This is a genomic window from Streptomyces stelliscabiei, from assembly GCF_014873495.1.
In the GTDB taxonomy this organism is placed as follows: domain Bacteria; phylum Actinomycetota; class Actinomycetes; order Streptomycetales; family Streptomycetaceae; genus Streptomyces; species Streptomyces bottropensis.
This window is the reverse complement of the sequence record NZ_JADBGF010000001.1, coordinates 9,764,711-9,790,278: the sequence shown is the minus strand read 5'-3', so window position 1 is coordinate 9,790,278 and position 25,568 is coordinate 9,764,711. Positions and strand designations below refer to the sequence as shown.

The following is a 25,568-nucleotide window of genomic DNA, read 5'->3' as shown; positions in this document are numbered from 1 at the left end:
CCTCTCAGTCGAAGCGCAGGATGCGTGGGGCGAAGGTGCCCTCCGGGCCGTCGGCGCGGCCGACCGACCACACCGTCCCGGTGCCCGGCACCGGCGTCAGCGTCAGCCGCGAGGAGTCGCCCTCCCCCGCCACCGCCGGTTCGCCGTACTCGGTGAACGACTGCCCGTTCCAGGCGAGGAAGTCCGGCCCGGGGACGAACGGCGGGATGCTGCCCGGCGTACCCCACTTCTGCGAGCGGGCCACCGAGACCCAGCCCAGCGCACCGGAGGTGGTGGGCGTCAGGGACGTGACCGAGCCGAAGTCGGTGGGCACGCTCACATGGCTCCACGCCTGTCCGTCGAAGCGGACCAGCAGGGGCGGAATCGGCCGCCCCACCGGGCCGCCGACGAATCCGGCCGTACCGCCCGCCCACACCTCCGTGGGCGAGACCGCGAGCACGCTGCCCACGGCCGAGCGGGGGAATCCGTCCACGATCGTCTGCTGCCACGCCTGCCCGTCCCAGTGCGACACGGCCGCGCCCGAGCCGGTGGCGCCCGCGGCCCAGACGTCGTCGGCCGCCAGGATGTGCAGGCCGTACACGGCCCCCGGCGGCACCGGCACGTCCCGCCAGGCACGTCCGTCCCAGCGCAGCAGTGCCTGTACGCCGTCACGCGAACCGATCAGCCAGATCTCACCGCCACCGGCCACGACCTTCGTCAGTACGACACCGCGCGGCGCCCGGCTCTCGGACCAGGTTCCGCCGTCGAGCCGGAGCAGGTGGGTGGCGCCCGCCGCGTCACGGCCGACCGTCCAGACCTCGGTCGGCGAGGTCGCGGCGATGGACAGCAGTTCTCCCTGCCAGCCGATCCCGGGCAGCGCCCGGCGCTGCCACGCGGTCCCGTCCCAGCGCAGCATCAGCGGGAATCCGGGCGCCTCGCGTCCGACGGCGTCGGTGCCCACGGCCCATGCCCGGTCCGGTCCGAGGGCCACGGCCTCGTTCAGCCCGGCCTGTGGGCGTACCTGGGTCGGGACGGGAACGTGCTGCCAGGACCGGGCGTCCGCGGCCGCCGAGGTCATGAGGGTGATGAGGGTCAGGACGGCGGCGAGGGCCGCGACCAGAAGTCGGCGTGCCATGGTCAGCCTCCCAGCCGCTCGCTCATCAGGTTCGGTTTCGAGCCGTAGATCTCGGCCGTCCCGAAGGACAGCAGCGAGGACCCGGCCTTCGCCAGGGCTCGCGGCTTGACGTCGATCGCGTTCCGGCGCTCGGGGCCGTAGGAGAAGCTGGTGCGTGCGCCGTCCACCCGTGCGTACTTCGACTGGAAGGCGCGGTCGCTGCGCACCGGCAGCCACAGCGCGCCGTCCGGGCCGCGCACCAGGGCCTCGGCGGACGCGTCGCCCAGCGGCGGATGGGTGGTGCGCCAGGTGTGGCGGTTCCAGGTCATCAGGTAGGTGCGGGCCACGCCGTCCGTGTACTGGCTGCCGCCGATCGTGACCCGGCCGGACGGTTCGGGCAGGACGCTGTGCACGTTGCTGTCGGGTGGCAGCGGCACGTCCGCGTCCCGCCACGCCGTACCGTCCCAGCGCAGGATGGCGGCCCCGGTGCTGGTGTCCGCCCAGGCCCAGGCGTCGGTGGCCGTACGCGCGGTGATCCCCATCAGGTACAGCACGCCGTCGGGGGCGGACTGCTCGGTCCAGCCGGAGCCGTCGTAGCGCAGGATCTTCAGTCCGGTGTCGTCCTCGCCGACCACCCACGCGGCCCCCGGTACGGCGGTGAAGTCCTGGTAGGTCCACAGGGTCCGCGGCACCGGGAGGACGGTCCACCCTCCCGCCGACCGGCGCAGGATCTCGGCCTCCCCCGCGCTCTGACGACGGAAGATCCACACCTCCTGGCCGACGAACTGCACCTTGCCGAGTCCACCCGGCTCACCGGCGCCGGGGAAGGTCGTGTCCCGGCTCCACGTCGTGCCGTTCCACCGGTACAGCACCGGTCTCAGCCCGTCGGCGGCGGTCTCGTGGCCGGTCGCCCACGCCTCGCCCGGCCCACGCGCGGCGAGATCGGTCACGGTCACCGGTGGGGCCGCCGCCGGTACCGGCAGCGCCGACCAGTTCGTGGGCGTCGCGGCCGCGGCCGGTGACACCAGCGCGGCACACGCGATCACCAGGCAGACGACGACCGCACGGAGACCGTTCATGAGACCCCCCAGGACGCGAAGGCCGCACACGCTATTGGCGTTCACCCACCGGTGAACAGACGTCATCCGGCCGAACACGAATCGGTCGACGCCGTCGTGCGACGCCGTCGTGCGAACGCCGTGGTGCGGCGGCGTGGCGCGGCGGTGTCGGGGCGGCGTCGTGTCCTGGGGGTACGAGCCCGCACACCGCGCACGGCCGCGTGCGCACCCACGGACCCCGTTCGGGCTTCCGGCGGCTACTGTCGAAGATGTGAGTGATGCGAGTTCTGTCGCACTCGATGACGAGGCGCCCTTGGACGAGGTGCTCAGTGGCACGGTGCGACGGACGGGGGCTCTGGCGGCGGGCGTGTACCTGCTGGCGCCCGCGGAGTCGGTGTTGTGCCTGGCAGCGGTGTGCGGGGTGCCGGTGATGGCCGTGGCGCCTTGGCGACGGGTGGCGGTGTCGGCCGCGGGCCCGCTGTCCGAGGCGGTGCGCGAGGACCGCCTCGTGTGGGTGGGCCGGCAGGAGGACATGGCCCGCCTGTACCCGAACGCGGCGGCCGGGCTGCCCTACCAGTTCGCGCTGGCCTTCGCTCCCCTGCACGGCGTCCGCCGGTGGGGAGCCCTGGTTCTGGTGTGGCCCAAAAGCCACCCGCCCTCGCTGACCCGGCGCGAACGCGGGAACATCCTGTCCAGCGCGAGCCGCCTCACCCAGGTGCTGGACGAGGAGCCGGCCCTCCGGGACATTCCGGACCAGCCGCGCGCCGTGCCACTGCACAGGTCCGGCCCGGACCCGGCCCAGAGCGGGCTCGCCGCCGCCGACCTGCTGCAGCGGATGCCCGTCGGCGCCCTCGGCTTCGACCTCCAGGGCCGCATCACCTACCTCAACGACGCCGCCGCGCAGCTGCTCGGGCGCCGGGCCGACCGCCTCCTGGGAACCCTGCCGTGGCAGTCCGTGCCCTGGCTCGACGACCCGGTCCACGAGGACCACTACCGCACCGCCGTCTTCACCCGCGAGCCCGTCGCCTACACCGCGCTGCACCCGCCCGACCACTGGCTCGACATCCGGCTCTACCCGGACGACAGCGGCATCAGCGCCCTCGTCTCCCCGCACGTCGACCGGCAGCCGGCGGACACGGCACCGCCCCGCGTCACTCCGAACCTGGCCGGCCCACCCGCCGGAACCGGCACCGGACGGGTCCACCAGCTGATCCATCTGGCGGCGGCCCTGAGCCAGACCGTCACCGTGGCCGACGTCGTCAACGTGGTGGCCGACCAGATCCTGCCCGCGTTCGGCGCCCAGGGCATGGTCCTGTCCGCCGCCGACGCCGGCCGCCTGAGGATCACCGGACACCGGGGCTACGACCCGCGTAACGTCGCCCGCCTGGACGGTCTGCCCCTGGACACCGATCTCACCCCCGCCGGGCATGTCCTGCGCAGCGGCATCCCCGCCTTCTACGCCGACCGCGCGGAAATGACCCGCGTCCACCCCAGGGCGGCAGACCTCAGCGGCAAGCAGGCCTGGGCGTTCCTGCCCCTGCTGGTCTCCGACCGCCGCGTCGGCTGCTGCGTCCTGTCCTACGACGACCCGCACTCCTTCGGCGCGAGCGACCGCGCCGTCCTCGTGTCCCTGGCGGGACTCATCGCCCAGGCCATGGACCGGGCACTGCTGTACGACGCCAAACACGACCTCGCCCATGGCCTGCAGCAGGCCCTGCTCCCGGCGGCCCTGCCGGACTTCCCCACGCTCGCCGTCGCCGCCCGCTATCTGCCGGCCGCCCACGGCATGGGGGTCGGCGGCGACTTCTACGACCTGATCCGCCTGAGCGAGACGACCGCCGCCGCCGTCATCGGCGACGTGCAGGGCCACAGCATGCACGCCGCGGCCCTCATGGGCCAGGTCCGCACCGCCGTCCACGCCACCGCCGGCGCGCTGCCCGGTGAGGTCCTGGCCCGCACCAACCGCGTCCTGACGGACCTGGAGACCGACCTCTTCGTCTCCTGCCTCTACGTCCACATCGACCTCGCCGAGCGGCGCCTGCACCTCGCCAGTGCGGGGCATCCGCCCCCGCTGCTGCGCGAGCCCGCGCCGGCGCCGCGGACCGTCGCGCTCACGGTGGAGCCAGGCCCCCTGCTGGGCATCGCGGTGGGTCGGGCGGCCGACTATCCGGTCACCACTCTCCCGCTGCCCGCGGGAGCGGTGCTCGCCCTCTACACCGACGGCCTCGTGGAAACCCCCGACACCGACATCACCGACTCCATCACGGCCCTCGCCCGTCATCTCACCGGCGACGGCGACCTGCCCCTCGACGACCTCGCCGACAGCCTCCTCCACCACGCGGGGCCGCATCACGCCCGTACGGACGACATCGCCCTGCTCCTCCTGCGCAGCCAGTAGGCGGTGGTGTTCTCCGCCACCCGTCCGGCCGAGCGGGCCATGCCCCGGCCTGCGGCAGACGGGTGGAGAGCGGAGACGTACGGCCGAGTCTGATGTTCCCGGGATTTTGGGGGTAGACGGGCCCGTGTACCGATCAAGGCTCAGGAAGCGGGCGGATCGCATGGACGAGGCTGCCCACGACGACAGCCCTCTGCTGCACGACGGGTTGATCAAAAGCTCGGCGATGTACCACGGCAACCCCGGCGACATCGCTCAGGGCCGTGCCATGGCCCGGGCCTTCCTGGTCCGCCTGCAGTCCGTCCTCGATCTTCCGGTCTCCGCCAGAGCCATGGGCACCGTGCAGCTGGTCGTCAGCGAGCTGCTGACCAACGCCTGCAAGTACGCGCCCGGCCCCTGTCTGCTGGACCTGGAGGTGTCCGGCGGCTCGGTGCAGGTCACGGTCTGGGACAGCGACCCGACGCTGCCGGTGGCCTCGCCCGCGGAACCGGACCGGGTCGGGCAGCACGGGCTGGAGATCGTCATGGCCGCGTGCGAGAGCTACGCGGTGCGCCGGGAACCGGTCGGCAAGAGCACGACCGCCGCGGTCGTCCTCACGGAGGACCTCGGCGGCGACCCGGCCCGGACATGATCCGTGGAGCCCGTGACCGAACCCCGTCGACCGACATCGCAGGTCGGCCGCCCGCCGTCCCGGACCCCGTGCCCGCCCCCGACACGACGTCCGGTACTTGGGGTGCTCCCCCATGTGCCGGCACCGCTCCGCGTCCAGCATGACTCGGGACATGACCCACCATGGCCGTCACGGGACAGGGGGAGCGTTGAAGACCTCGATGCGCAGCGCGGTACAGGTCGGTGTGACCACCGTGGCACTGGGTGCGGCGACGGTGCTGTCGGCCGGACAGACGCACGCCGCGACCGGTGTGCGACAGCTGCGAACGCTAGGCGCAGCCCGGCGGTTCCTCCTCGGTGGGTACGAACTGCAGGGTGGGCATTCCGGCGGCGTCGAAGTTGGCGGTGTCCGCGCCGATCAGGGTCATGTAGCCGGCGACCCTCTCGCGCCCCGGCGAGGGCGGCTCCCCCTGCACCTGCTCGACACCGGGGAACACCGTGTCGAGGACCCACCAACGGCCGCCGAAGCGCACCCACTTGATCCCGCAGTGCGTGTTGATGTCGTACGGGTACGGCCTGTGCTTCCTGGGCTCGGCCGGCCCTTCCTGCCAGGTGCCCTCCTTGACGGTGCGGGCAGGCAGGGTGGGGCCGGTGTACCCCTCGCTCCCCGGATCGTCGGACGCGGTAGAGCAGGCGGTGAGCAACACCCCGGCGCTCAGGAGCAGGACGGCTGATCGACGCGATACCTTCATGTTCCCTCAGACGCCGCGGGCACGAGTTCCGTTCGTGCCGCGCCTCGCGGCACCCGGCGGGACCGGTCCCCTATCCGTCGATGTCCAGCGCGGTGCCGTAGAGCCGGGTCACCCTCAGCCGGACGACCACGCGGCGCTCGGCGACCAACTGCTCCAGGAAAGCGTCCTCGTCCTCGGGCTCCGCGGACTTCGGGACCATGGCGAGCAGTTCCCGCCCCACCGCGTCGCCGGGGACCGTGGTGGTCCCGGAGACTTCGGCCTCGCCCTCGGCGACCGCGAACGACCACACGTCGCCGCCCTGTACATGCAGCGCCGCACGCGGGTCGCGCCGCAGATGCCCGACCTTGACCCGGTCGGCCGTCGTCGAGAACCGCACGACGCGGGCCGCGGGATCCCAGCTGTACAGCATGGTGGTCAGGTGGGGGTGCCCGTCGCGCTTGACGGTGGCGAGCGTGCCGAACTGCTGGGCGCCGAGGAGGCCGGAGAGGGCTTCGTCACTCAGTGGGCGAGGGCCTGGTTTCTGGGTCATGTGGTGATCAACTCCCGTACCCGGGTGGGAATTCCGCCGGCGGCCCACGAGGTCCGTTCGTCAAATTCGGTTTGATCCAAGTCCTGGCGTCTGAATACTGGCTGTCGTCTCAGATGATCTCGTCCGCGCCCTGCGTCGAGGTGGACCGGCGGAGGAGCCTGCGAGAGATGGCCATGCACGACGACCAGGTGGACGTGACCGTCGAGACGGTCGCGATGTTGATCCGGGAACAGTTCCCGCAGTGGAGCGGCAAGGCGATCCGGCTCCTGCCGTCGACCGGGACGGTCAACGCCATCTTCCGCATCGGGGACGACCTCTCGGCGCGTTTCCCGCTGCGTCCGGCCGATGCCGCCGAGGCACTGACGGCCTTGCAGGAGGAGGCTCGGGCGAGCGCGGAACTTGCGCGGGTGTCCCGGTTCCCCGTCCCGGAACCCGTCGCCCTGGGACGTCCGGGAGGGGGTTACCCCATGCCGTGGTCGGTCCAGACATGGCTGCCGGGAACGGTCGCCTCGGATGCCGACGCGAGTGGGTCGGACGCTTTCGCCGAGGACCTCGCGGCCTTCGTCGGAGCCCTCCGGGGAGCCGAGACACGGGGGCGGATCTTCAGCGGCGGGGGGCGGGGCGGCGTTCTCGTTCACCATGACGGATGGATGGAGCAGTGCTTCGAGGAGAGTGAGGGCCTGCTCGACGTGCCCCGGCTGCGCCGGGTGTGGAACCGCCTTCGGGAGCTGCCACGCACGGGTGCCGACGTGATGAGCCATCGTGACCTGATCCCCGGCAACGTACTGGTCGCGGGAGGCCGGCTCAGCGGCGTGATCGACACCGGCGGCTTCGGCCCGGCCGACCCCGCGCTGGACCTGATCAGTGCCTGGCACCTCTTGCGGCCAGGTCCGCGGGACGTGCTCCGGCGCACACTGGGCTGCGACGATCTGGAGTGGGAGCGCGGCAAGGCATGGGCGTTCGAACAGGCGATGGGGCTCGTCTGGTACTACGTCGAGAGCAATCCGACGATGAGCAGACTGGGGCGCCGGACACTCGACGGGATTCTGGAGTCGGAGGAGTGATGCAGGACGGAAGCGCCTCGGCATGCCGTGCGACAGGCGTTCGCGGCCGGCCGAGGAACGCGTGAACGGCTCGGTGTGGACCGAGCCGTTCCCATGCCGCACGATGCGGTGATCAGCCTCCGACGTACCAGGTGACACCGCCGTTGGACGCGGCCACGGCCAGCAGGACCGCGAAGATGACCAGGTCCACCACCCCGAGGATGACACCGGCCTTGGCCATGCCGCCGCCCCCCTTCGTGGCTGCCTGCCGCATTCCGACGGCACCCAGCACGATGGCCACGGGGCCGAGGATCACGTTGAAGAGGAAGATACCGATGATTCCGCTGACCAGGCTGGCGATGGCCAGACTGTTGGTGCGCGACCCGGAAGTGGCGGAAGAGCTACCGTAACTCGTCATCACATTCCTCTGTTGTAGGCGTATGTGCTGAGGGCGCTCCGCTTGTCGGAGCGCTCAGCGCCCTGCGCTTTCCGGTCGTCCGAGTGCCCCGGAGTCCCGGCGCTATTCCACGGAACTCCCGTCGGCCGTCGGCCGTCCGCCGTGGAGTCGCCTCACGGCGAGGGCATCCCGGACATCCGCACGCTGGGCGAATCCTCCTCCCCCCACGCCTCATCCGCCCCACCGGACAAAGGCGTTGGAGCACGCTCGGCAACACGTCGTGGGACACACCGGTTTCAGCAAGCCACCCGGTTCAGCGACTCCCCGGTGCCCTGTTCTGTTCCGATCGGGCCCCGCGAGTCCCGTCCCTTCGAGGCGAGGAGTCCGAAGAGGGCGTCGGCGCGCCCTCGGTCAGACGGTCCAGGACGACGAAGTCGATGCCGGCCGAGGCGAGGGTGACGGCGAGCGCGAGTCCGGTGGGGCCGCCGCCGACGACGGCTACCTCGGTGCGGGCGGGCAGGGCGGTGGTGTCCATGACGGGGTCTTCCGTTACGCTCAGGCTCGGACTGGAAAGTCAACACGTGTTGGCCTGCAGTCGTTGGCATGACGCGAGGCACCGAGACCACCGGCACGGACAGGCGTTCCGACCGCACGAAGGCCGCGATCCTGCGCGCCGCACGGGAACGATTCGCCGCCCAGGGCTACGAACGCACCACGATCCGGGCCGTCGCCTCCGACGCGGGCATCGACCCCTCGATGGTCATGCGCTACTTCGGCAGCAAGGCCCACCTCTTCGACGCGACCCTCGCCATCGACCTGCGGCTGCCGGACCTGACGAGCGTTCCGGCCGACGAGACGGCACAGGCGCTGGTGCGCCACTTCCTCGCCCGCTGGGAGGGCGACCCCGCCGACGACGCGCTGCTGGTCCTGCTCCGCTCCGCCGTCACCAACGAACAGGCCGCGGCCCGCATGCACGAGATCTTCGCGGCCCAGGTCGCCCCGGCGCTGGCCGCCGCCCTGGGCCCGGGGCTCGCCGCCCACCGCGCCGGACTGGTCTCCGCCCAGCTGCTCGGCCTCGGACTCACCCGTTACCTGCTGCGGCTGCCCGCGGTGACCGCACTGACGCCGGACGAGATCGAAGCCGGCCTCGCGCCGGCCATCCAGGCCGTCCTCGCCCCGAGCTGACGCGGTGTCACCACCGTTTCGCACAGTGGACGGCGGTTGTCCGTCGCCTCCGGTGGAGGTTGGATCGGGTTCAGGTGAACGGTGATCTGTCCAGGGAGTCCGGGTGGCGTGGTCGACGGGGTTGCTCGGATTCGTCGCCGGGCTCCTGATCTCGGTGGCCACCTCGCCCGTGGGTGTCTCCGGCGCGGTCTTCCTGCTGCCGGTGCAGGTCAGCGTCCTGGGAGTGCCGAGCCCGGCGGTGACCCCGACGAACCTGCTGTACAACGTCGTGGCCGGGCCGGGCGCCCTCATGCGCTACTGGCGTGCCGGGCGGCTGGGCGGCCCGCTGACCCGGCTGCTCGTCGCGGGTTCCGTGCCCGGCGTGATCATCGGCGCGGTGATCCGTGTGTTCGCGGTGCCGGGCCCCCGGGTCTTCCGCCTGCTCATCTCCGCACTGCTGCTGCCGCTCGGGCTGTGGCTGTGCCTGCGGACCCTCCGGCCGGCGTCGAACCGGGCCGCCCGTCCGCCCTCGCCCCGCGCGACGACCTCGCTGGCCCTGGCCGTGGGTGTCGCGGGCGGCATCTACGGGATCGGCGGCGGCTCCCTGCTCGGTCCCGTCCTCGTCGGCCGCGGAACACCCGTGGCCACGGTCGCGCCCGCCGCTCTGGCCGCCACGTTCGTGACGTCCGTCATCGGTGCGATCACCTACGGGCTGCTCTCCCTGACCACCACCGGGGACGTCGCCCCCGACTGGCTGCTGGGCGTGTCCTGCGGCGCCGGCGGCCTGGTCGGCGGCTACGTCGGCGCCCGCCTCCAGCCGCTGCTGCCCGAGACCGCGCTCCGGCTCCTGCTCGGCGCCCTCGCCACGGGCGTCGGCGCCCTGTACGCCGCGCAGATCCTGCGCTGACCGGGCCGGCCCCTGACACCGCGTCCGGAATGCCCCGCGGCATCCGCCCCGGGCACACCGGGGTCAGGCGTTCTCCCCGAACGACACCACCTCGTCCGGGGCCATGTCGTCGCGGACCCGTACGAAGCGGACCGGGTGGCGGTAGCGGCCCGCGTCGAGAGCCGCGTCCGCGACGAACTCGGCGACCAGGTCCGGCAGGACGGGGCGGTGGTCCAACTGGCTACGGGTTCCCCATCCCGCGCCGAAGCGCTGTCCGTGCCAGGGGTGTTCCGCGCCCGCTCGGGTCAGCCGCCGGCCCAGGTCCTGCCGGGTCGCGGTGTCCAGCGGCGTGGTGAGGGCGACCATGCGCAGATCACCGGCGTCGTCGTAACGGCCCAGCACGAGGGTGAGCGGGTTCGTCGGGGAGCCGGTGACCGCGCCGATCACGGCTTCGGAGGTGAGCTGGGCGCGCACCTTGATCCAGGCCCGTCGGCCGGGGAGGTAGGGCTGCGCGAGCCCCTTGCACACGACCCCTTCGATGCCGGCCGTGCCCCAGGCGGGGTCCAGCCAGTCCCGTGCCGTGGCGCGGTCGGTCGTGTTCGGGCACAGCGTGAAGGGGGCGGCGAGCACACCCCGGGCGAAGAGGTCCTCCAGCACGGCTCGTCGCTCGCGGTACGGCCGGGCCAACTGCTCCCCGCCCGCCGCCTCCAGGACGTCGAAGACGATCAGGTACGCCGGATGGCGGGCGGCGGCCTGTACGGCACCGGCGCCCCGGCGGCTCGCGCGGCTCTGGAGTCTGGGGAAGTCCAGCCGGCCCTGGTGGGGCACGACCAGCTCACCGTCCAGGACGAGCGTCTCCCCCAGGCCCGCGGCCGCCACGGCGATGTCCGGGAAGGCACCGGTCAGGTCCGAGCCCCTGCGGGACTGGATCAGCGCGTGTCCCGGACGGGTGAAGAGGAGGGCGCGAAACCCGTCCGCCTTCTGTTCCGCGACCAGTCCTCCGGGCAGGGCCCCTTCCGGGGGAAGGACCCGTCGCGCTTCGGCGAGCATCGGCTGGATCGGAGGGGTCAGGGACACACCGACACATGTACGCGGCTTCCTCCCGGCCCGCATGCCGAAGGGCACCGAACGGAGGCACACCGGTCCGGCCCCGCCATGGCGGGAAGCACGGTGGGCTCCCGCCCGGACTTCGCCGCGGGGCGGGTCCGTTCCGGCCGTGCGGTGGTACAACGGGGCTGTGCTCGGCACGGCGGACACCACTCGGGCGGCGGGCTCAACCAGGGTCCTCTGAAGGGGAGTTGGTCATGGCTGCGAAGAACGCGGAGAACATCGACGAGGTCGTGGACGGGCTTGCCGGGATCGTGCGGGAGGCCGTCCGCTCCGGTGACCGCGTCGGATATTTCGCGGCGCTGTACCGACAGGTGACCGCCGAGGTCCGGGCAGGCATCCACGCCGGGCTGTTCGACGACGGCGCCCGCATGGACCGTTTCGACACGTTCTTCGGCAACCGCTACTTCGACGCGTACGACACCTGGCGCCGCGACCGGGGCGGGCCCCGCTGCTGGCGTCAGGCGTTCGGGCTGCTCGACGACGGCGACACGATCATCGTCCAGCACCTGCTGCTCGGCGTGAACGCGCACGTCAACCTCGACCTGGCCGTCGCGGCGGCGCGCACCGGCCCGGGCGAGGCCATCCACGCGCTACGGCACGACTTCCTGCTCATCAACGACATCATCGCGCGGGTGGCGCTGGCGGTGCAGGCCTCGGTCGGCGCCCTGTCACCGCTCATGTCGCTGCTGGACCGGCTGGGCGCCCGCACGGACGAGCGGATCCTCGACTTCAGTGTCCGCCAGTCCCGTGCCGAGGCCTGGCACAACGCCGTCCTGCTCGCCCGCCAGAACGAGGAGGAGCGCGAGGCCACCATCGAACGACTCGACGTGCGGGCGGCCGTGCTCGCGCGGTTGGTGGCACGGCCGGGTGGCCTGGTCCGGCCGGCCCTGCAGCTGATCCGCGGCACCGAGAGTGACGACGTGCCGGCCGTCATCGCCCATCTGGACAACGCCGTCGGGTGACCTCCTCCCCGGACCGGGCGGGCGTGCCCGACGGGCCGACGAGGTGGGCCGCCGCGTTCGGGGCGGGGAAGTCGTCGTCGGCCCGGCCGGCGTGGCGTCGGCGAGACGGCGGCTCCGTCAGGGTGTGGTCGGCTTCACCTTCTTCTCGGTGCCGTTCACCCGCACGGTGACCTTCCTCCGGTCCCGCGCCCGGTCGGCGACGATGTCGTACGACGTGACCCTGCCGTCGCGCCACGCGCAGCTCACCTCGTAGCCACCGCGAGCGCGCAGGCCGGTGAACGACCCTTCGGCCTTCCAGTCGTCCGGGAGTGCGGGAAGGAGGTGGATGACGCCGTCGTGACTCTGCAGGAGCATCTCCGCCACGGCCCCGGAGATGCCGAAGTTGCCGTCCATCTGGAAGGGCGGGTGGTCGCAGAACAGGTTGGGCAGCGTGTTGTAGGTGAGCAGTCCCCGCAGCATGACCTGGGCGCGCTGCCCGTCGCCGAGGCGGGCGAAGAGGGCCGCCCGCCAGGGCCAGGTCCAGGAGCGGCGACTGTCGCCCGACACCGTCGCCGCGGTGAACGGGACGCCGTCCTTCTCCCCGCACCGGGCCTTGAGCGAGACGAGGGCGGCGGCCGCGAAATCGCGGTTCCTCGGGGTGATCTGGCGGCCCGGGTAGACCGCGAAGAGGTGTGAGGTGTGGCGGTGGATGTCGGTGGGGCTGTCGATGTCCCTCTGCCACTCCTGCAGTTGGCCCCACTTGCCGATCTTGTTCGGTGCGAGGCGCGCCTGCAGGTCCGCGACCTTGGCCCGGTAGGCGGGGTCCGCGCCGAGGACGGCCTCACAGTCGAGGTAGTTCTGGAACAGGTCCCAGATGATCTGCTGGTCGTACATGACCCCGTCCTCGCGCGGCCCGTGCTCGGGTGACCAGCCGTCCGGCGCGACGAGGAGTCCGTCCTCACGCTCCTTGAGGTGGTCCTCCCAGAACTCGCAGATCTCCTTGATCATCGGATGGGCGACCGAGCGGAGGTAGTCCAGGTCCTGGGTGAACGCCCAGTGTTCGTAGAGGTGTTGGGCGTACCAGGCGCTCGCGACGGTGTTCCACTCCCAGGCGTTGCCGCCGAAGACGCTCTGGCTGGTGCGGGCGGTCCAGCCCCGGGTGCCGGCGCCGAAGGCGTTGCGGGTCGCCACGCGGCTGGGCACCGCCACCTGCCGGATGAAGCCGACGAGTGCCTCGTGGCACTCCGCGAGGTTCGTCGTCTCCGCTCCCCAGTAGTTCATCTGGATGTTGATGTTGGTGTGGTAGTCGGAGGCCCACGCCGCCTGGTTGCTGTCGTTCCACAGGCCCTGGAGGTTGGCGGGCAGGCCGCCGGGGCGGGAGGAGCTGATGAGCAGGTACCGGCCGTAGTCGAACATCGCCTGTTCGAGGGTGGGGTCCGTCTTCCCTGCCGCGTAGCGTGCCAGCCTGGCGTCGGTCGGCAGGGCGACGACATCGGCGGCGGAGGTGCCCCAGGCGACGGAGACCCGCTTCATGAGAGCGCTGGTCCGGGCGGTGTGCTGGTCGCGCAGCTTGCGGTAGGGCCGGGCGGCCGCCTTGTCGAGCGCCCGGTCGATGGCCGCCCGCGGATCGCCTCCCCGCCATCCGGCCGCGGCGTCGAGCTTGTAGTCGGTACGGGCGTCGAGGAGCAGTGTCAGCGTCGTGCAGTCGCTGAACCTGAGCGTCGAGCCGTCGGCGTCGAAGTCGCCGTCGGTGTCCACGACCTGGATGGTGCACGCGTGCCGGAGGCCGTTGCCCATGACACCGCTGAAGGCGATCCGCCGGGTGTCGGGGTCGACGGAGGTCGGGGCCTTGTCCTGTCCGGACGTCAGCGCGATCGCGCCGGAGAGCCCCCGGGCGCTGTCGGAGGTGTAGCGGAAGACCATGACGTCCGCCGAGCGGCTGGCGAAGGCCTCGCGCAGGACGCGCCGCCCCGGCGGGCCGAAGCGGGTGACGTGGAGGCCCTGGACGAAGTCGAGGCTGCGCTCGTACTCGACGACCGTCCGCTGGGTGCGGGTGTCGAAGGTCGGGCCCGTCAGCGCGATCTCCGCGATCTGCAGGCCGGTCGCGGACCTGCCGGGGACCAGGGTGAGCCGGTAGACGCGGTAGGCCGTGCTGTTGGTGATCGGGAAGGTCCGCCGCTCGCCACGGTCGGCGAACGGCCTTTGCGGGTCCTGTGTGTCGAGGGTCGTCCAGGCCTGCCCGTCCTGCGACGCCTCCAGGAGCCATCGCCGGGGGTCCTCGTGGGGACGGTCGGGGGCCGAGGTCAGCGTGTACGAGGTGACGACGGCGGCGCGTGGCAGGTCGGCCTGCCAGAGGACCGCCGGCGCGGCGGAGCCGACCCGCCAGACCGTGGCCGGATCGCCGTCCACCGAACGGGAGATGTCCGCGGCCCGGGACCCGGCGCCCGATCCGGACCCCTGGGAGTGTCCGCTGGGCGAGGACAGGTACGTCGAACCGGCGCCGCCGAGATCGACGCCGGCCAGGCCGATCTCGCTCACCTGGAAGTGGCTGACGCCTGCCGCGGGGACGAAGTCGAACCGGTAGAAGCGGTAGGCGGCGCTGTCGGCGCAGGTGAACTCCTTGGTCTGCAGGCGGCTCTCGAAGGGCGCGTCCAGCGTGCGGCGGTCCAGCGTGATCCAGGTGTCGCCGTCGGCGGAACCCGAGAAGGTCCACTGCCGAGGGTCGCGCTGCGGCACGTCGTTGGCGCTCGTCAGACGGTACGAGGCGACCGCGACCGGGTCGGGCAGCTCGACCTGCCACAGCACCTTCGCACCGGGCCCGTCGATGCACCACTTGGTGGTCGAGGCACCGTCGCAGGACTTGTCGACACCTTCCTCCGCGGAGCTGTTGTACGGTCCCTGCGGGGCGGTGACCTTCGGACGCGCGCGCGAGGCGAAGGTGATGACGACGTCGCCGAAGTTCCGGTACGAGCCGAAGCCGGTCATGCCGGTGTCGAAGTCGCTGTCGGGCCTGCCCGCGAGGGCGTTGTCGTAGTTGTTGACCCCGCCCCACAGGCTCTGTTCGTTGAACTGGACGCGCTCCTCGTCGGGATCGGCGAAGAGCATGGCACCGAGTCGGCCGTTGCCGATCGGCAGCGCCTGCGACTGCCAGGCCGTGGCGGGGACGCGGTACTTCAGCCCCGTACGGGAGAGGGTCGGTGACTGGACGGCGGCCGGGGCGGCGCTCCCGGCGGCGACGGCTCGGTCCACGGGGGTGCCTCCGGTCAGCTGTGTGATCAACGGTGCGAAGGCGAGCGCACTGCCGAACTTGAGGACGCTGCGTCGCTGCGGGTCGGATTCATTGATCACAGTAAGATCTCCCAGCCCATTCATCGGCTCTTTCGCTAAAACCTGACAGCCATATCGGCTTCCGCCAGAGGCGCGATCATCGTCGCCGCTGAATAGATCGGATGTCTAGAGGGAGGGATCACCGATTGTCGAGGCCTGGCCTCGGGCCTGCGCGGCCACGGCGTGACCACAAGTCGGCGGCCCTCCGGCCGAGTTGGCAGCCGTGCCGAGTCGTCGCGGCACGAAGCGGCGAAAGCTGGCGGTAAAGGCAACTATGCTCCCGCCCATGAACGAGGACGACAGAGGGCCCGAAAGACGAGTCGTCGACGGGCGCTTCGAGTTGGAGACCCGCCTCGGTGGCGGCGGGATGGGGACGGTCTGGCGGGCCAGGGACCTGGTGCTGCACCGTCTGGTGGCCGTCAAGGAGGTCCGCCCGCCCGACCGGGACCTCGCCGAGTACGACCCCGACGGCGCGCGGCAGCTGCGCGAACGGGTGTTGCGCGAGGCCAGGGCCCTGGCTCGCATCGATCATCCGAACGTCGTCACCATCCACCACATAGTCGACGGCGGTGAGGGCACCTATCCGTGGCTCGTGATGGAACTGGTCAGCGGCGGCTCGCTGGCCGACCGGCTGGCCCAGGGCCCGATGGCGCCGACCGAGGCGACGCGGATCGGCCGGCAGGTGCTGGCCGCGCTGACGGCCGCACACGACGCCGGTATCCAGCACCGGGACGTCAAGCCCGCCAACGTGCTGATGCGCCCCGACGGGCGCCCCGTCCTCACCGACTTCGGTATCGCCGCGATCCGTGAGACGACCGGTCTCACCGCCACCGGCTCGGTCATCGGTACGCCCGACTTCATGGCACCGGAACGCATCTCCGGGCACGAGGGCGGCTCCGCCTCCGACCTCTGGTCACTGGCGATGATGCTGTACACCGCGGTGGAGGGCCACCACCCGCTGCGCCGCGGCAGCACCCTGGCCACCCTCGCCGCGGTCCTCAACGACGACGTCGTGCCCCCGGTGCGCGCCGGAGCCCTGGGCGACGTGCTGATGAGCGTGCTCGTACGGGATCCCGCCGCACGGCCGTCGGCAGCCGTGTTCGACCAACGGCTCGCCGAGGTCGAGTCCGGCCCGGCGACTCCGGCGGCATGGGCCGAGCCCACCTCGTACCCGCTGACCCCGCCGCCCACCACCAGCCCGGTCTCTCCCCACCCGGGCGGCCTCACCTCGCCGACCGCGTTCACTGCCTCCGGCGCCACCGCCTCCCCGCCGCCTTCCGTCGGCATCGCCAAGAGCACGTCCGATCCGGCGCGCGCCACGACCGCCGGTTTCGGCCCGCCGCCGTCGTCGTACCACTCACCACAAGGACACTCGCCCCAGGGGCACCCCCCACAGGGCCCGTACCAGCCGGTGACCGCGCCCGTGGGCCCGCCGCCGAGGCGTGGACGGCGTGGCGGCGTGCTGCTGGGCGTGACTGGAGCCTCGCTCGCCGGCGTTCTGGGCCTGCTGTGGTGGCTGCTGCCCCTGGACGACAACGGCGACTCGGACGCGGGTGCCTCGCCGACCGCCTCGGCCACCACGTCCGCCCCGAAGTCGACCGCCTCACCGGCCGACGCCGACCCGACGGACGCGAAGCAGAAGGACACCTCGGAGACCGAGGACACCCCGGAGACCGGCGACATGCTGACTCCGGACGGCATCCGCACCGCGATCAAGGCGTTCAAGAAGGAGACCGGCCGGGACACGTTCGGCGACTTCTCGGTCTACCCGGACTTCGTGTCGGCGCAGCTCATGGTCGAGGGCAGTGACAAGAAGTACGACTCCTACACCTACCGCCCGGGACAGGGCGTGGAGAAGGGCATCATCAAGGGCACCCTCTCCGGTGGCGAACAGCCTCTCAGTCTCGACGACTTCGACTGGGACAAGGTCCCCGCACTCCTGAAGGAGGCGGAGAAGAAGCTCAACGTCCCCGACCCGGAGAACCGTTACCTGCTGGTGCGGCAGCCCAACGACATCTTCGACACCCCGGCCGGGATGGCCATCTACTTCAGCGACGAGTACAGCCAGTCCGGCTATCTGGAGGCCGACCCCAAGGGCAAGGTGACCCGCGTGTACCCGGCGGACAGCTGACGGGCCGGCAGGCGTGGCGCCGAAATCCTCTCGCCCTTGATCGTCTCGTCCGGTACGGTCGCCGGGTTGATCTCCACTGCCGGAGGCCGTGCGATGCGCTGGATGGCCTCCCCGGCGGTCCCCCGGCTGAGAGAAGGTCGCTTCCATGGCATGCCGTATCAGTGAACTCGTGCTCGGCTGCCGCGAACCCGAGGTGCTGGCGCGGTTCTGGTGCGAGGTCCTGGACTTCGTCGTACTCGACCGCGAGGACGACGGCACGCTGGAGATCGGGCCGCGCGAGGGATTCGGCGGCCCCCAGCCGACGATCATCCTCAGTTACCGGGAGGAGCCGGAGCCGGGGAAGTCCCGGCTGCACATCGACGTCAACGCCACCGACCGCGACCAGGACGCCGAACTGGAACGCCTGCTGAGGCTCGGTGCGCGCCGGGCCGACATCGGCCAGACCGGCGACGAGCAGTGGCACGTCCTGACCGACCCCGAGGGCAACGAGTTCTGCCTGCTCAAGGCCCGCCTCAACCCGCTCTGAGGCCTACGCCCCGGTGCACCGGCGGCGAACCGGGGCGAGGCGGGCGGTATGAGCCCCTCTCCTCGCCCCGGCAGCGGACTCCGGGTCGGAGTCGGACCACGGCGGGCGTCGGCTCAGGAGCCGCCCGGGTCAGCCGTCCGGCGCGATGCAGCCCGTACAGGGCCCCGGCACAGACCAGCCCCAGGGCCGGCAGCGCCAGCCCAGGGCAGGGCGGACACGCCGGCCGCTCCGGCGGCGTCGAGGGCCGCGCCGGTGAGCAGGTTCCCCAAGGTGATGCCCACACCGCAGATGGTGTTGTGCTGGCCGTAGTGGGTGGCGGCGAGACGGTCACCCGAGAGCCGCACGATGGTGTCCATCTCGAAGGGGTACGCGATCATCGTGCCCAGCGCCAGCAGCAAGGCCGGGCCCATGCAAGCACCACGTCGTGCTGTCAACCCGCCCCAACGGCCCCAGCCGCAGTGCACGACGACGACACTGCGTGTACAAGCCACGCATGCACGGGCTCACGACCGGCGAGACCGGACACCTGGCGACTTCCCGCTGTCGGGGGCCTGTTGCCGTGGCCTCCGTAGAGCCCCGCCGCGGGTCAGGGGCGCCGTTCGCCTCCGCCCGGGGTGAGGGCCGGCTGGGTTTCCGCCTGCTGGAGTTCGGCCAGCAGTTCCCGCTGTCCGGCGAGGAGTTCGGTCAGGATCCGGCGGGCCGCGCGGAGCAGGTCGGCCACGTCGCCACCGGCGAGCGCGTAGCTGACGGTGGAGCCCTCCCGGATGGAGATGACGATCCCCGAGCGGCGCAGTACCGCCAACTGCTGCGAGAGGCTGGAGGGTTCGATGTCGATCTCGCTCAGCAGGTCGCGTACGGCAAGGGGGCCGCCCTGCAGCAGTTCCAGGACCCGGATACGGACCGGGTGGCCGAGCATGCGGAAGAACTCGGCCTTGGCCTGGTAGAGGGGGACCTGCATGAGAATCGCTCACTCCCTGGCGCGTGACGGGCTCTTCCCGACCGCACGGCGGGCCGTCGGTGCCGCCGTGCGGTCGGTGGTGCGGAGATCGGTGGTGCGGAAGTCGGTGGTGCGGTCAATCCTCCTGGATCCGGCGCCGCACACCCAGGGGATTGACCTGATCTGGATATGCCCAGTTGAAGAAGTCTTCAAGTCATGGGCGTGCGACGCCGCTTGTCCCGGAGATGTCTACACGTCGAGTTCGGCCCCGATGCGCTTGAGCTGATGGCGGGCCATCGCCAGGTTGGACCTCGTCCGGTCGAGCACGAGATAGAGGAACAGCCCGTTGCCGGCACGGCCCTTGAGCGGCTGGATGATGTGGTACTGGCCGCCGAGGGTGATCAGTACGTCCTCGATCGCACCCTTGAGACCGAGGTGTTCCATGGTGCGGGTCTTGGCGCGGATCACGTCCGTGTTGCCCGCTGCCGCGACGGTCAGGTCGAGGTCCTTGCCGCCCCCCAACGTGCCCAGCGCCATGCCACTGGTGTAGTCGACCAACGCGGTCCCCAAGGCGCCCTCGATCGACGTCATGATCTCCTTCAGGGAAATCTCCACATTGCTCATGACAGCGTCTCCTCCTGGTCGGTGCGCGGCTCGGGCGTCGCCTTCCGCCGCCGGGTGCAAGGACCCTACGAAGCACGCACGGCCGGGACGCCTGATGTACCGGTACTGAACGAGCGGGCCCGAAATTGCCGCAGTTCCGCCCCAGTTGCGACCAGCGATGACCGGTAGACCGTCCATAGGCGCCGCATGGGACGCACTGGGCCGTTGTGGACGCCTGGACGAACACCGGGGCCCCCGCCCCCGGTGCGTGGAACAACCGGGTGCGGGGGCCGTCGGGGCGAGTGGCGGGACCGGACCGGCCCGATCAGGCCAGGCCGAAGCGCTCGGCGTGCACCTGCGAGCGGGGAACCTGCAGCCTCTGCAGGGCACCGAGCACGGCCGAGGTCATCGCGGCCGGGCCACAGACGTACACATCGCGCTCGGCGATGTCGGGGACCAGGGCACGGAGGTTCTGCGGCTCGAACGGGGGGCTGCCCTCGCCCCGGCGGCCGGTGAGCAGGTGCAGCTGCCCACCGAGATCCTCCACGAGCGTGCGCACCTCGTCGATCAGTACGGCGTCGTCCTCGCTGCGCACCCGGTAGAGGACGACGACATCGCCGGCCGGCTTTTCCTCCAGCATGGCCCGGACGGGTGTGATCCCCACTCCCCCGGCGATCAGCAGGGCGCCGGGCCGGGTGCGATGCAGTGAGGTGAAGGCGCCGTACGGGCCCTCGACGAACGCGCGGGTCCCGATGGGGAGGTGGCGCAGGCCGGCGCTGGTGGTGCCGGAGGCCTTCGCCGTCAGGCGCAGCGTGCGGCCGTCGGGCGCCGCCGACAGCGAGAAGGGGTTGGCCGTCCACCAGGGGTTGTGGCCGGGGAAGCGCCAGAAGCAGAACTGGCCGGCCCGGGCGGGCAGCCTGTCGAGGTGACGGCCGGTGACGTGGACCGACACGACGTCGTCCGACTCCGGCACCACGGCCACGACCTCGAAGCGGTGATAGGCGTTGCGCCACACGGGCAGCACGATCCGCCCGGCGATCAGGGAGCCGAACGCGAACAGCCACAGGACCCACCAGTAGATCTGCGCGGGCGCGGAGGAGGTGAAGGTCGTGGTCTCCTGCAGCTGGTGGACGAACGCCAGCCCCAACGCCACGTACAGCAGCAGGTGCAGGGCGTGCCAGGTCTCGTAGCGCAGCCGCCTCCGGATCTGTCGGGCGGAGACCGCGGCGACCACGACGACGATCGCCGCGGCCAGCATGCCGAGCAGGGAGGCCGGGACTCCGGCCAGCGCGGAGAACGTCTTCGTCATCGACGTGTCGCTGAGCTTCGCGTATCCGAGCACCACCAGCGCGGCGTGGGTGAGGATCGTCCACAGCAGGGTGAAGCCGATCCACCGGTGCCACACCGTCAGCCGGTCCATGCCGATACGGCGGTCCAGCCACGGCAGCCGGGCCACCAGCAGCAACTGGAACAGCATCAGTACGGCGGCGTGCAGGCCGAAGAACTTGGCGACCGTGAGCACGCCGTTCTTCCCGGTCCCGGCGGTGAGGAACAGCACCTCGACGATCACCAGGTTGACGAGGACGAACGTCCACAGCGCCCACCGCGCCGCCACCACCGGAGGTATGGTGCCCTGTCGCACCCGTGTAGTTGTCGCCTCCACCGTTTCCCCTTTTGTTCATGTGACGCGCTTGTTCGTGTGCCGCGATGGTGCATGTGCCGTGTCGGTTCATGTGACGCGCTGGAGCCCTGTGCCCGCGAGGCCGCGCGGACCCGGGCGTCCGGATCCGGCAGGGCCCCCTGGGCGGGGCAAGAATACGGAACCTGGCGAGAAGTGGCCCATGTTCGGCCGCGACTGTTCTTGTTCCGCGACGTTCGGGACGCTCCGCACCCGGCGGCCGTCCCGGCCGCCGTCGCGAGTACGCTGCGTGATTAAGCTCTTAACCACAAGCCGTCACAGGGTTGTTGGGGAACGACAGGCGCTGCTGGGGTGCACATATGAGAAGCTCGCGTGTCTGGCAACGCCCCACGCTCGACGACGTGGCCGCGCGGGCCGGGGTGTCCACGGCCACGGTGTCGAACGCCCTCAACGGCACCGGGCGGCTGTCCGAGACGACCAGGCAGCGCGTGCTCGCCTCGGCACGCGAAATCGGATACGCCCCGGCCGGCACGGCCCGCGCCCTGGCCCGCGGCGGCACCGGAGTGCTCGGCCTGACCATGACGACGTACGGCGACCTTCCCGTGCCCTACACCGAGATCCCGTACTACGCGCAGCTGGCGCTGAGCGGCATCGCCGCGGCGCACGAGCGCGGCTACCTGCTCATGGTGATGCCGAGTTCGCTGTCACCGTGGATGTGGCTCAACACGCCGATGGACGGCGTCATCCATGTCGAGCCGCGCGCCGACGACCCCGTGCATTCCCTGCTGCGGGAACGGGGCATCCCGATGGTCTGCGACGGCCGGCCGCCCCAGGCGCACTGGTGCGACGCCTGGGTCGAAACGGACTACGACGCGGGACTGCGGCTCCTGCTCGGTCATCTCGCCGGGGCGGGCGCCCGACGGATCGGGCTCTCCCTGCCGCTGCACGACGACGCGTACCCGCGCCTGGTCCGGCACGCCTACACGTCCTGGTGCGCCGAACGCGACCTTCCCGTCCTGGTCGAGGAGTACGCCGTGCTCCCCGACTACTTCACCGCCGAACGCGAGGCGGTCACGCGCCTGCTCGTACGCGGTCCTCGGCCGGATGCCGTCATCGGCGTCTACTCCGACTCCGGTCACAACATCCTCGCCGCCGCGCGACAGCACGGGCTCCGGGTACCGCAGGACCTTCTGGTGGCCTGCGTCAGCGAGGACCCGGACTACGCGGCGACGGCCCCGCCCGTCACCACGCTGAGCCTGCGCCCGGACCTGGTGGGCGACGAAGCGGTCGATCTGCTGATCGCTCTCATCAACGGCCGCGGCGGTGTGGACCGGCACCGGCTCGTGCAGCCGGTCCTCACCCCTCGCCGGTCCACACGACGCACGGTGCGGCGCGCGAACGCCACACCGTGACCTCGTGCCTCGTCCATGTCGGGCCCGCGGCCCGGCGGCCGGTCAGAACGGGCAGGTGTCCATCCAGCGGGTGACCAGGGAGGTGTTGTTCTTGTCGGCGTCCCGTACGGGACCGCACAGGAACGGGCCGAACCGGGTGTCCCCGCGCAGCCAGAGACTGAGGAACGACACGATCCACTTGCCCTGCCTGGCTTTGTCGCCGGAGCCCGTCATCGGGCACAGATGGTCGCCCGGCACCTCGATGTACAGCTTCTCGGCCTGGGACATGGAGGTGTACCAGGGCACCGCGTAGGTGTTGCCGTGGGCGACGGGGTCGCTCTGGCAGGTCAGGAAGAACGTGGGATCGGTGACCTGGGAGAAGTTCATGTTCGGGTAGTACGGGGCCGTGGGCACCCCCGCCCGGAAGCGTGCGTCGTCGCGGAGGGCGGCCATGACACCACCGCCGCCCATCGAGTGCCCGACCGCGCCGAGCGCGCCGTCGACCTTCCCGGACAGCGGGTTTCCGGTGGCCTCGCCCAGCGCGAGCAACTGGGTGGCGGCGGCCGAGATCTGCCGGCCGCGTGATGCGGGATCGTCGATGAGGGTGGTGGTCCCGACGTTGATGACGACGAAGCCCCAGGAGGCGAGGCGGGGTGCGAGCCACTGCAGGTTCTGCTGCGTGCCCTGGTAGCCCGGCATCAGGACGACGCCCGGGTAGGAGCCGCTGCCCGTGGGGTAGGTGACCGTGCCGGAGCCGTATCCGCTGGGGTCGGGGACCGTGTAGGTGGCGGTGGTCAGCGGCCCGTTCGCGGCTTCCAGTGAGGCGGTGGTCGGGTCGGGGATCCCGCTGCCCGGAGGGGTGCCGCCCCCGGAGCCGTACACCTGGAACTCCCACAGCGAGTAGCCGTAGGGGGTCCCCCGCTGGGTGCCGTGCAGGCGGACGTACCGTCCCGTGCCGTTCACGTCGAGCGTCTGTACGCCGCCGGTACCGGTCGTGGTCGAGTGGAGGGTGGTCCAGGCGGTGCCGTCGTCGGAGATCTGGATCCGGAACGCGCGGGCGTACGCGGCCTCCCAGCGCAGGACGACGCGGCTGACGGTGGCGGTGACGCCCAGGTCGACCTCCAGCCACTGCGGATCGCCGAACGTGCTCGACCAGCGCGTCCGGGTGTCGCCGTCGACCGCCGCCGACGCGGGGGTGGACGCGTTCTCGGTGGACGAGGAGGTGACGGGTCTGCCCTGGGACAGCAGGTCGGCGGCGGCCGCGGGCGGGGCGGCGACCGTCAGCAGGGCCAGTGCCAGGCCGAGGGTGGTCGCGAGGGCGGTCAGTGACGTCATGGCACGGGATCGGGACCGCGAGGGGGCGGTCGGGTGGGGGGAACGACTGGATGGACGCATTGCTTTACCTCCGGATAGCGGTGAGCGCGGTAACCGGACAGCGAGGTGCGCCCGCGCTGTGGGAGCGGCGGGAGTCCGCCGGATGGTGAGCTTTCCCAGCGCGGAAGGAAGGAGCCGGAAGGAGGGATGTGGCGGGAGAGATGTGGAGCCGGGACCGGGCGGACAGGGCCGGGAGAGCGACCGGCGCCGCCGCTAGCGGGTCTGGGCGAACAACCAGTCGATGACCACGTCGTTCTCGTAGGTCTGGGCCCAGGCGAGGTGGGGGTTCACGGGTGTCGTGCCGGGCGGGTAGCTCGTGAACAGGACGTGGCTGCGCGTGGCGCGGGCCTGCCGCAGGAGTTCCCGGGACCGGGCTTCGAACTCCGCCTTCGGCAGGTCGTTGGCCCACTCCCCGCGGGTGACCGGTGCGCCGGCGGTCTCCAGCGCGTTCATCAGTGTCCAGGTGCCGGGCCTGCCGAACCGGCCCTCGCGATAGGGGACGACCGGGTCGTCGACGGAGTGGTCGGCCCAGATCGGGATGTGCGTGATCCTCTCCATGGCCGCCGTCTCGCCCCACCCGGCCGTGGGCAGAGCCGCCGCGAACAGGTCGGGCCGCTTCGCCAGCAGGCTGTAGATGCCGCGCCCGCCCGAGGAGAGGCCGACAACGTAGAGGCGGTCCGTGTCGACGTTGCGGGAGTGCTCGCTCACGAAGGTGTCGACGAGTTCGATCAGTGCGGCCTGCACCCTGGCGTCGGTCCAGTCCGTGCCGTCGGGCCCGTCCATGGGCCGTGGCAGGGGGATCTGCGGCGAGAGGACGAACGCGGGGTCGCGGCGCTGTCGTTCCGGCTCCGCGAAGGTGACCGCGATCCGGTTGGAGGTCAGCTGGGTCATGTTGTTGTCGGCCACCTCACCGCCGCCGTGCAGGGTGACGACGAGCGGGTACCGGGTGCGCGCCCGCGGGTTCCGTACGAAGCGGGCGGGCCGGTACAGCCGGAAGTCGAGTTCGAAACCCGTCGAGTCGGTGAAGGAACCCGCGGCGAAGTCGTCGACCACGGGAGTGATGACGCCGTCGTTCCGGCTCGCGAACGGGCCGGCCCTGAGCACCGGTTCGCCCTGCGGGGTGTGCACGTCCGCCATCTGTCGGACCGAGTAGGCACGGTCGAGCGGAAGAGGGTCGGTGGCCGCCGCCCGCGCGTTGGGGTCGTTCGGGTCCAGTTCCAGGATCAGGCGGTCGCCCGGCCGCCCCGGGCGGGACCGGTGGTCCACGTCGGCGGCGGTGTGGGAGTAGACCCGCAGCACCGTACGGGCCGCTGTCCGTCCGCCCACGGTGGCCGTCACCTGGAAGGCCGAGGGCGGGATCACCGTACCGCCGAGGTCGATGCGATGGGCGTACTGGAGGGCGACGGCCGTGACCAGCCAGTTGTTCCTCGGTGTCACCCGGGTGACCAGGTCGGTCCGCAGGACTTCGGGTCGTCCGGGCGCCGGCCGTCGTCCTTCCGCCGTGACGGCCGGGGTGTCGTCGGCCGCCGCGGGTGCCGTGCTCACGGCCGGTGCGACGACCGCGCCCGCGGTGCCCGCGAGCACCGTGCGTCTGCTGATCCTTCTCATGCGTCCTCGTCTCGGTCGGCGGGGGCACCCGGATCAGGTGCCTGAACGTGTGGCG

General features: G+C 71.6%; 22 protein-coding genes and 1 pseudogene. 9 read left to right on the top strand and 14 right to left on the bottom strand.

Translation table 11 applies throughout. The features are described 5' to 3' along the window. Window positions 1-4: 4 nt before the first annotated feature. Both H4687_RS42710 and H4687_RS42705 read right to left on the bottom strand, forming a co-directional pair. Window positions 5-1,114, bottom strand: a complete 1,110-nt coding sequence (locus H4687_RS42710; protein ID WP_046913614.1) for a hypothetical protein — start codon at window positions 1,112-1,114, stop codon at window positions 5-7. A 2-nt stretch (window positions 1,115-1,116) separates the two neighbouring features. After that, entirely contained in the window at window positions 1,117-2,172 is a 1,056-nt protein-coding gene (locus H4687_RS42705; RefSeq protein WP_046913613.1) for a hypothetical protein, read from the bottom strand. A 250-nt stretch (window positions 2,173-2,422) separates the two neighbouring features. Between H4687_RS42705 and H4687_RS42700 the strand changes: the two genes are divergently transcribed. Beyond that, window positions 2,423-4,549: a SpoIIE family protein phosphatase gene (locus tag H4687_RS42700; RefSeq protein ID WP_234317437.1), complete on the top strand. Its 2,127-nt coding sequence runs from the start codon at window positions 2,423-2,425 to the stop codon at window positions 4,547-4,549. A 160-nt stretch (window positions 4,550-4,709) separates the two neighbouring features. Beyond that, window positions 4,710-5,177, top strand: coding sequence for an ATP-binding protein (locus H4687_RS42695; RefSeq protein WP_046913611.1), 468 nt, complete (start codon window positions 4,710-4,712; stop codon window positions 5,175-5,177). Window positions 5,178-5,484: 307 nt separating this feature from the next. Here H4687_RS42695 and H4687_RS42690 read toward each other — a convergent pair whose 3' ends face one another. After that, on the bottom strand, window positions 5,485-5,907 hold the full coding sequence (locus tag H4687_RS42690) for a hypothetical protein (protein ID WP_046913610.1): 423 nt from the start codon (window positions 5,905-5,907) through the stop codon (window positions 5,485-5,487). A gap of 70 nt (window positions 5,908-5,977) precedes the next feature. Continuing rightward, on the bottom strand, window positions 5,978-6,436 hold the full coding sequence (locus tag H4687_RS42685; RefSeq protein WP_046913609.1) for a pyridoxamine 5'-phosphate oxidase family protein: 459 nt from the start codon (window positions 6,434-6,436) through the stop codon (window positions 5,978-5,980). A gap of 167 nt (window positions 6,437-6,603) precedes the next feature. On the opposite strand from H4687_RS42685, the gene H4687_RS42680 reads away from it, so the two are divergent. Further along, window positions 6,604-7,500, top strand: coding sequence for an aminoglycoside phosphotransferase family protein (locus H4687_RS42680; RefSeq protein ID WP_046913608.1), 897 nt, complete (start codon window positions 6,604-6,606; stop codon window positions 7,498-7,500). 112 nt (window positions 7,501-7,612) lie between these two features. Here H4687_RS42680 and H4687_RS42675 read toward each other — a convergent pair whose 3' ends face one another. Both H4687_RS42675 and H4687_RS47775 read right to left on the bottom strand, forming a co-directional pair. Beyond that, on the bottom strand, window positions 7,613-7,897 hold the full coding sequence (locus H4687_RS42675; RefSeq protein ID WP_046913607.1) for a DUF4190 domain-containing protein: 285 nt from the start codon (window positions 7,895-7,897) through the stop codon (window positions 7,613-7,615). 292 nt (window positions 7,898-8,189) lie between these two features. Then, window positions 8,190-8,411, bottom strand: coding sequence for an FAD-dependent monooxygenase (locus H4687_RS47775; protein WP_046913606.1), 222 nt, complete (start codon window positions 8,409-8,411; stop codon window positions 8,190-8,192). Window positions 8,412-8,479: 68 nt separating this feature from the next. Between H4687_RS47775 and H4687_RS42665 the strand changes: the two genes are divergently transcribed. After that, complete coding sequence (locus H4687_RS42665) at window positions 8,480-9,061, top strand: TetR/AcrR family transcriptional regulator (protein WP_046913605.1); 582 nt, start codon at window positions 8,480-8,482, stop codon at window positions 9,059-9,061. A 103-nt stretch (window positions 9,062-9,164) separates the two neighbouring features. Further along, window positions 9,165-9,947 carry a sulfite exporter TauE/SafE family protein gene (locus H4687_RS42660; RefSeq protein ID WP_046913604.1) on the top strand — a complete coding sequence of 261 codons (783 nt, stop codon included), beginning with the start codon at window positions 9,165-9,167 and terminating at the stop codon, window positions 9,945-9,947. 63 nt (window positions 9,948-10,010) lie between these two features. On the opposite strand, the gene H4687_RS42655 is transcribed toward H4687_RS42660, so the two are convergent. After that, entirely contained in the window at window positions 10,011-11,003 is a 993-nt protein-coding gene (locus tag H4687_RS42655; protein WP_046913603.1) for an ATP-dependent DNA ligase, read from the bottom strand. A gap of 227 nt (window positions 11,004-11,230) precedes the next feature. Between H4687_RS42655 and H4687_RS42650 the strand changes: the two genes are divergently transcribed. Further along, window positions 11,231-11,998: a DUF5995 family protein gene (locus H4687_RS42650; protein WP_046913602.1), complete on the top strand. Its 768-nt coding sequence runs from the start codon at window positions 11,231-11,233 to the stop codon at window positions 11,996-11,998. Window positions 11,999-12,115: 117 nt separating this feature from the next. Here the strand turns inward: H4687_RS42650 and H4687_RS42645 are convergent, their stop codons facing one another. Next, a complete protein-coding gene (locus H4687_RS42645; protein WP_046913601.1) occupies window positions 12,116-15,325 on the bottom strand; it encodes a glycosyl hydrolase family 95 catalytic domain-containing protein in 3,210 nt (1,069 codons plus the stop codon). A gap of 265 nt (window positions 15,326-15,590) precedes the next feature. Here H4687_RS42645 and H4687_RS42640 point away from each other — a divergent pair, with 265 nt between their 5' ends. Further along, window positions 15,591-17,435: a serine/threonine-protein kinase gene (locus H4687_RS42640; RefSeq protein ID WP_046913622.1), complete on the top strand. Its 1,845-nt coding sequence runs from the start codon at window positions 15,591-15,593 to the stop codon at window positions 17,433-17,435. Window positions 17,436-17,580: 145 nt separating this feature from the next. Beyond that, window positions 17,581-17,961, top strand: a complete 381-nt coding sequence (locus tag H4687_RS42635; RefSeq protein ID WP_046913600.1) for a VOC family protein — start codon at window positions 17,581-17,583, stop codon at window positions 17,959-17,961. A 100-nt stretch (window positions 17,962-18,061) separates the two neighbouring features. On the opposite strand, the pseudogene H4687_RS42630 reads toward H4687_RS42635, so the two are convergent. The 4 genes and pseudogenes from H4687_RS42630 to H4687_RS42615 all read right to left on the bottom strand — a co-directional run. Then, window positions 18,062-18,362: pseudogene (locus tag H4687_RS42630) on the bottom strand (MFS transporter); the annotation flags it as partial. Between the two features lie 185 nt (window positions 18,363-18,547). Beyond that, window positions 18,548-18,919, bottom strand: coding sequence for an ArsR/SmtB family transcription factor (locus H4687_RS42625; protein WP_046913598.1), 372 nt, complete (start codon window positions 18,917-18,919; stop codon window positions 18,548-18,550). Window positions 18,920-19,147: 228 nt separating this feature from the next. Beyond that, complete coding sequence (locus H4687_RS42620; protein WP_046913597.1) at window positions 19,148-19,522, bottom strand: roadblock/LC7 domain-containing protein; 375 nt, start codon at window positions 19,520-19,522, stop codon at window positions 19,148-19,150. 304 nt (window positions 19,523-19,826) lie between these two features. After that, the gene (locus H4687_RS42615) at window positions 19,827-21,119 is read right to left on the bottom strand and encodes a ferredoxin reductase family protein (RefSeq protein WP_373560601.1); all 1,293 of its coding nucleotides are present in this window, start codon (window positions 21,117-21,119) and stop codon (window positions 19,827-19,829) included. A gap of 380 nt (window positions 21,120-21,499) precedes the next feature. On the opposite strand from H4687_RS42615, the gene H4687_RS42610 reads away from it, so the two are divergent. Beyond that, complete coding sequence (locus H4687_RS42610; protein WP_046913595.1) at window positions 21,500-22,552, top strand: LacI family DNA-binding transcriptional regulator; 1,053 nt, start codon at window positions 21,500-21,502, stop codon at window positions 22,550-22,552. A 42-nt stretch (window positions 22,553-22,594) separates the two neighbouring features. Here the strand turns inward: H4687_RS42610 and H4687_RS48300 are convergent, their stop codons facing one another. Both H4687_RS48300 and H4687_RS42600 read right to left on the bottom strand, forming a co-directional pair. Beyond that, a complete protein-coding gene (locus H4687_RS48300) occupies window positions 22,595-23,866 on the bottom strand; it encodes a poly(ethylene terephthalate) hydrolase family protein (RefSeq protein ID WP_050398593.1) in 1,272 nt (423 codons plus the stop codon). Window positions 23,867-24,118: 252 nt separating this feature from the next. Continuing rightward, window positions 24,119-25,513: a prolyl oligopeptidase family serine peptidase gene (locus H4687_RS42600; RefSeq protein WP_046913593.1), complete on the bottom strand. Its 1,395-nt coding sequence runs from the start codon at window positions 25,511-25,513 to the stop codon at window positions 24,119-24,121. Between the last annotated feature and the right edge of the window lie 55 nt (window positions 25,514-25,568).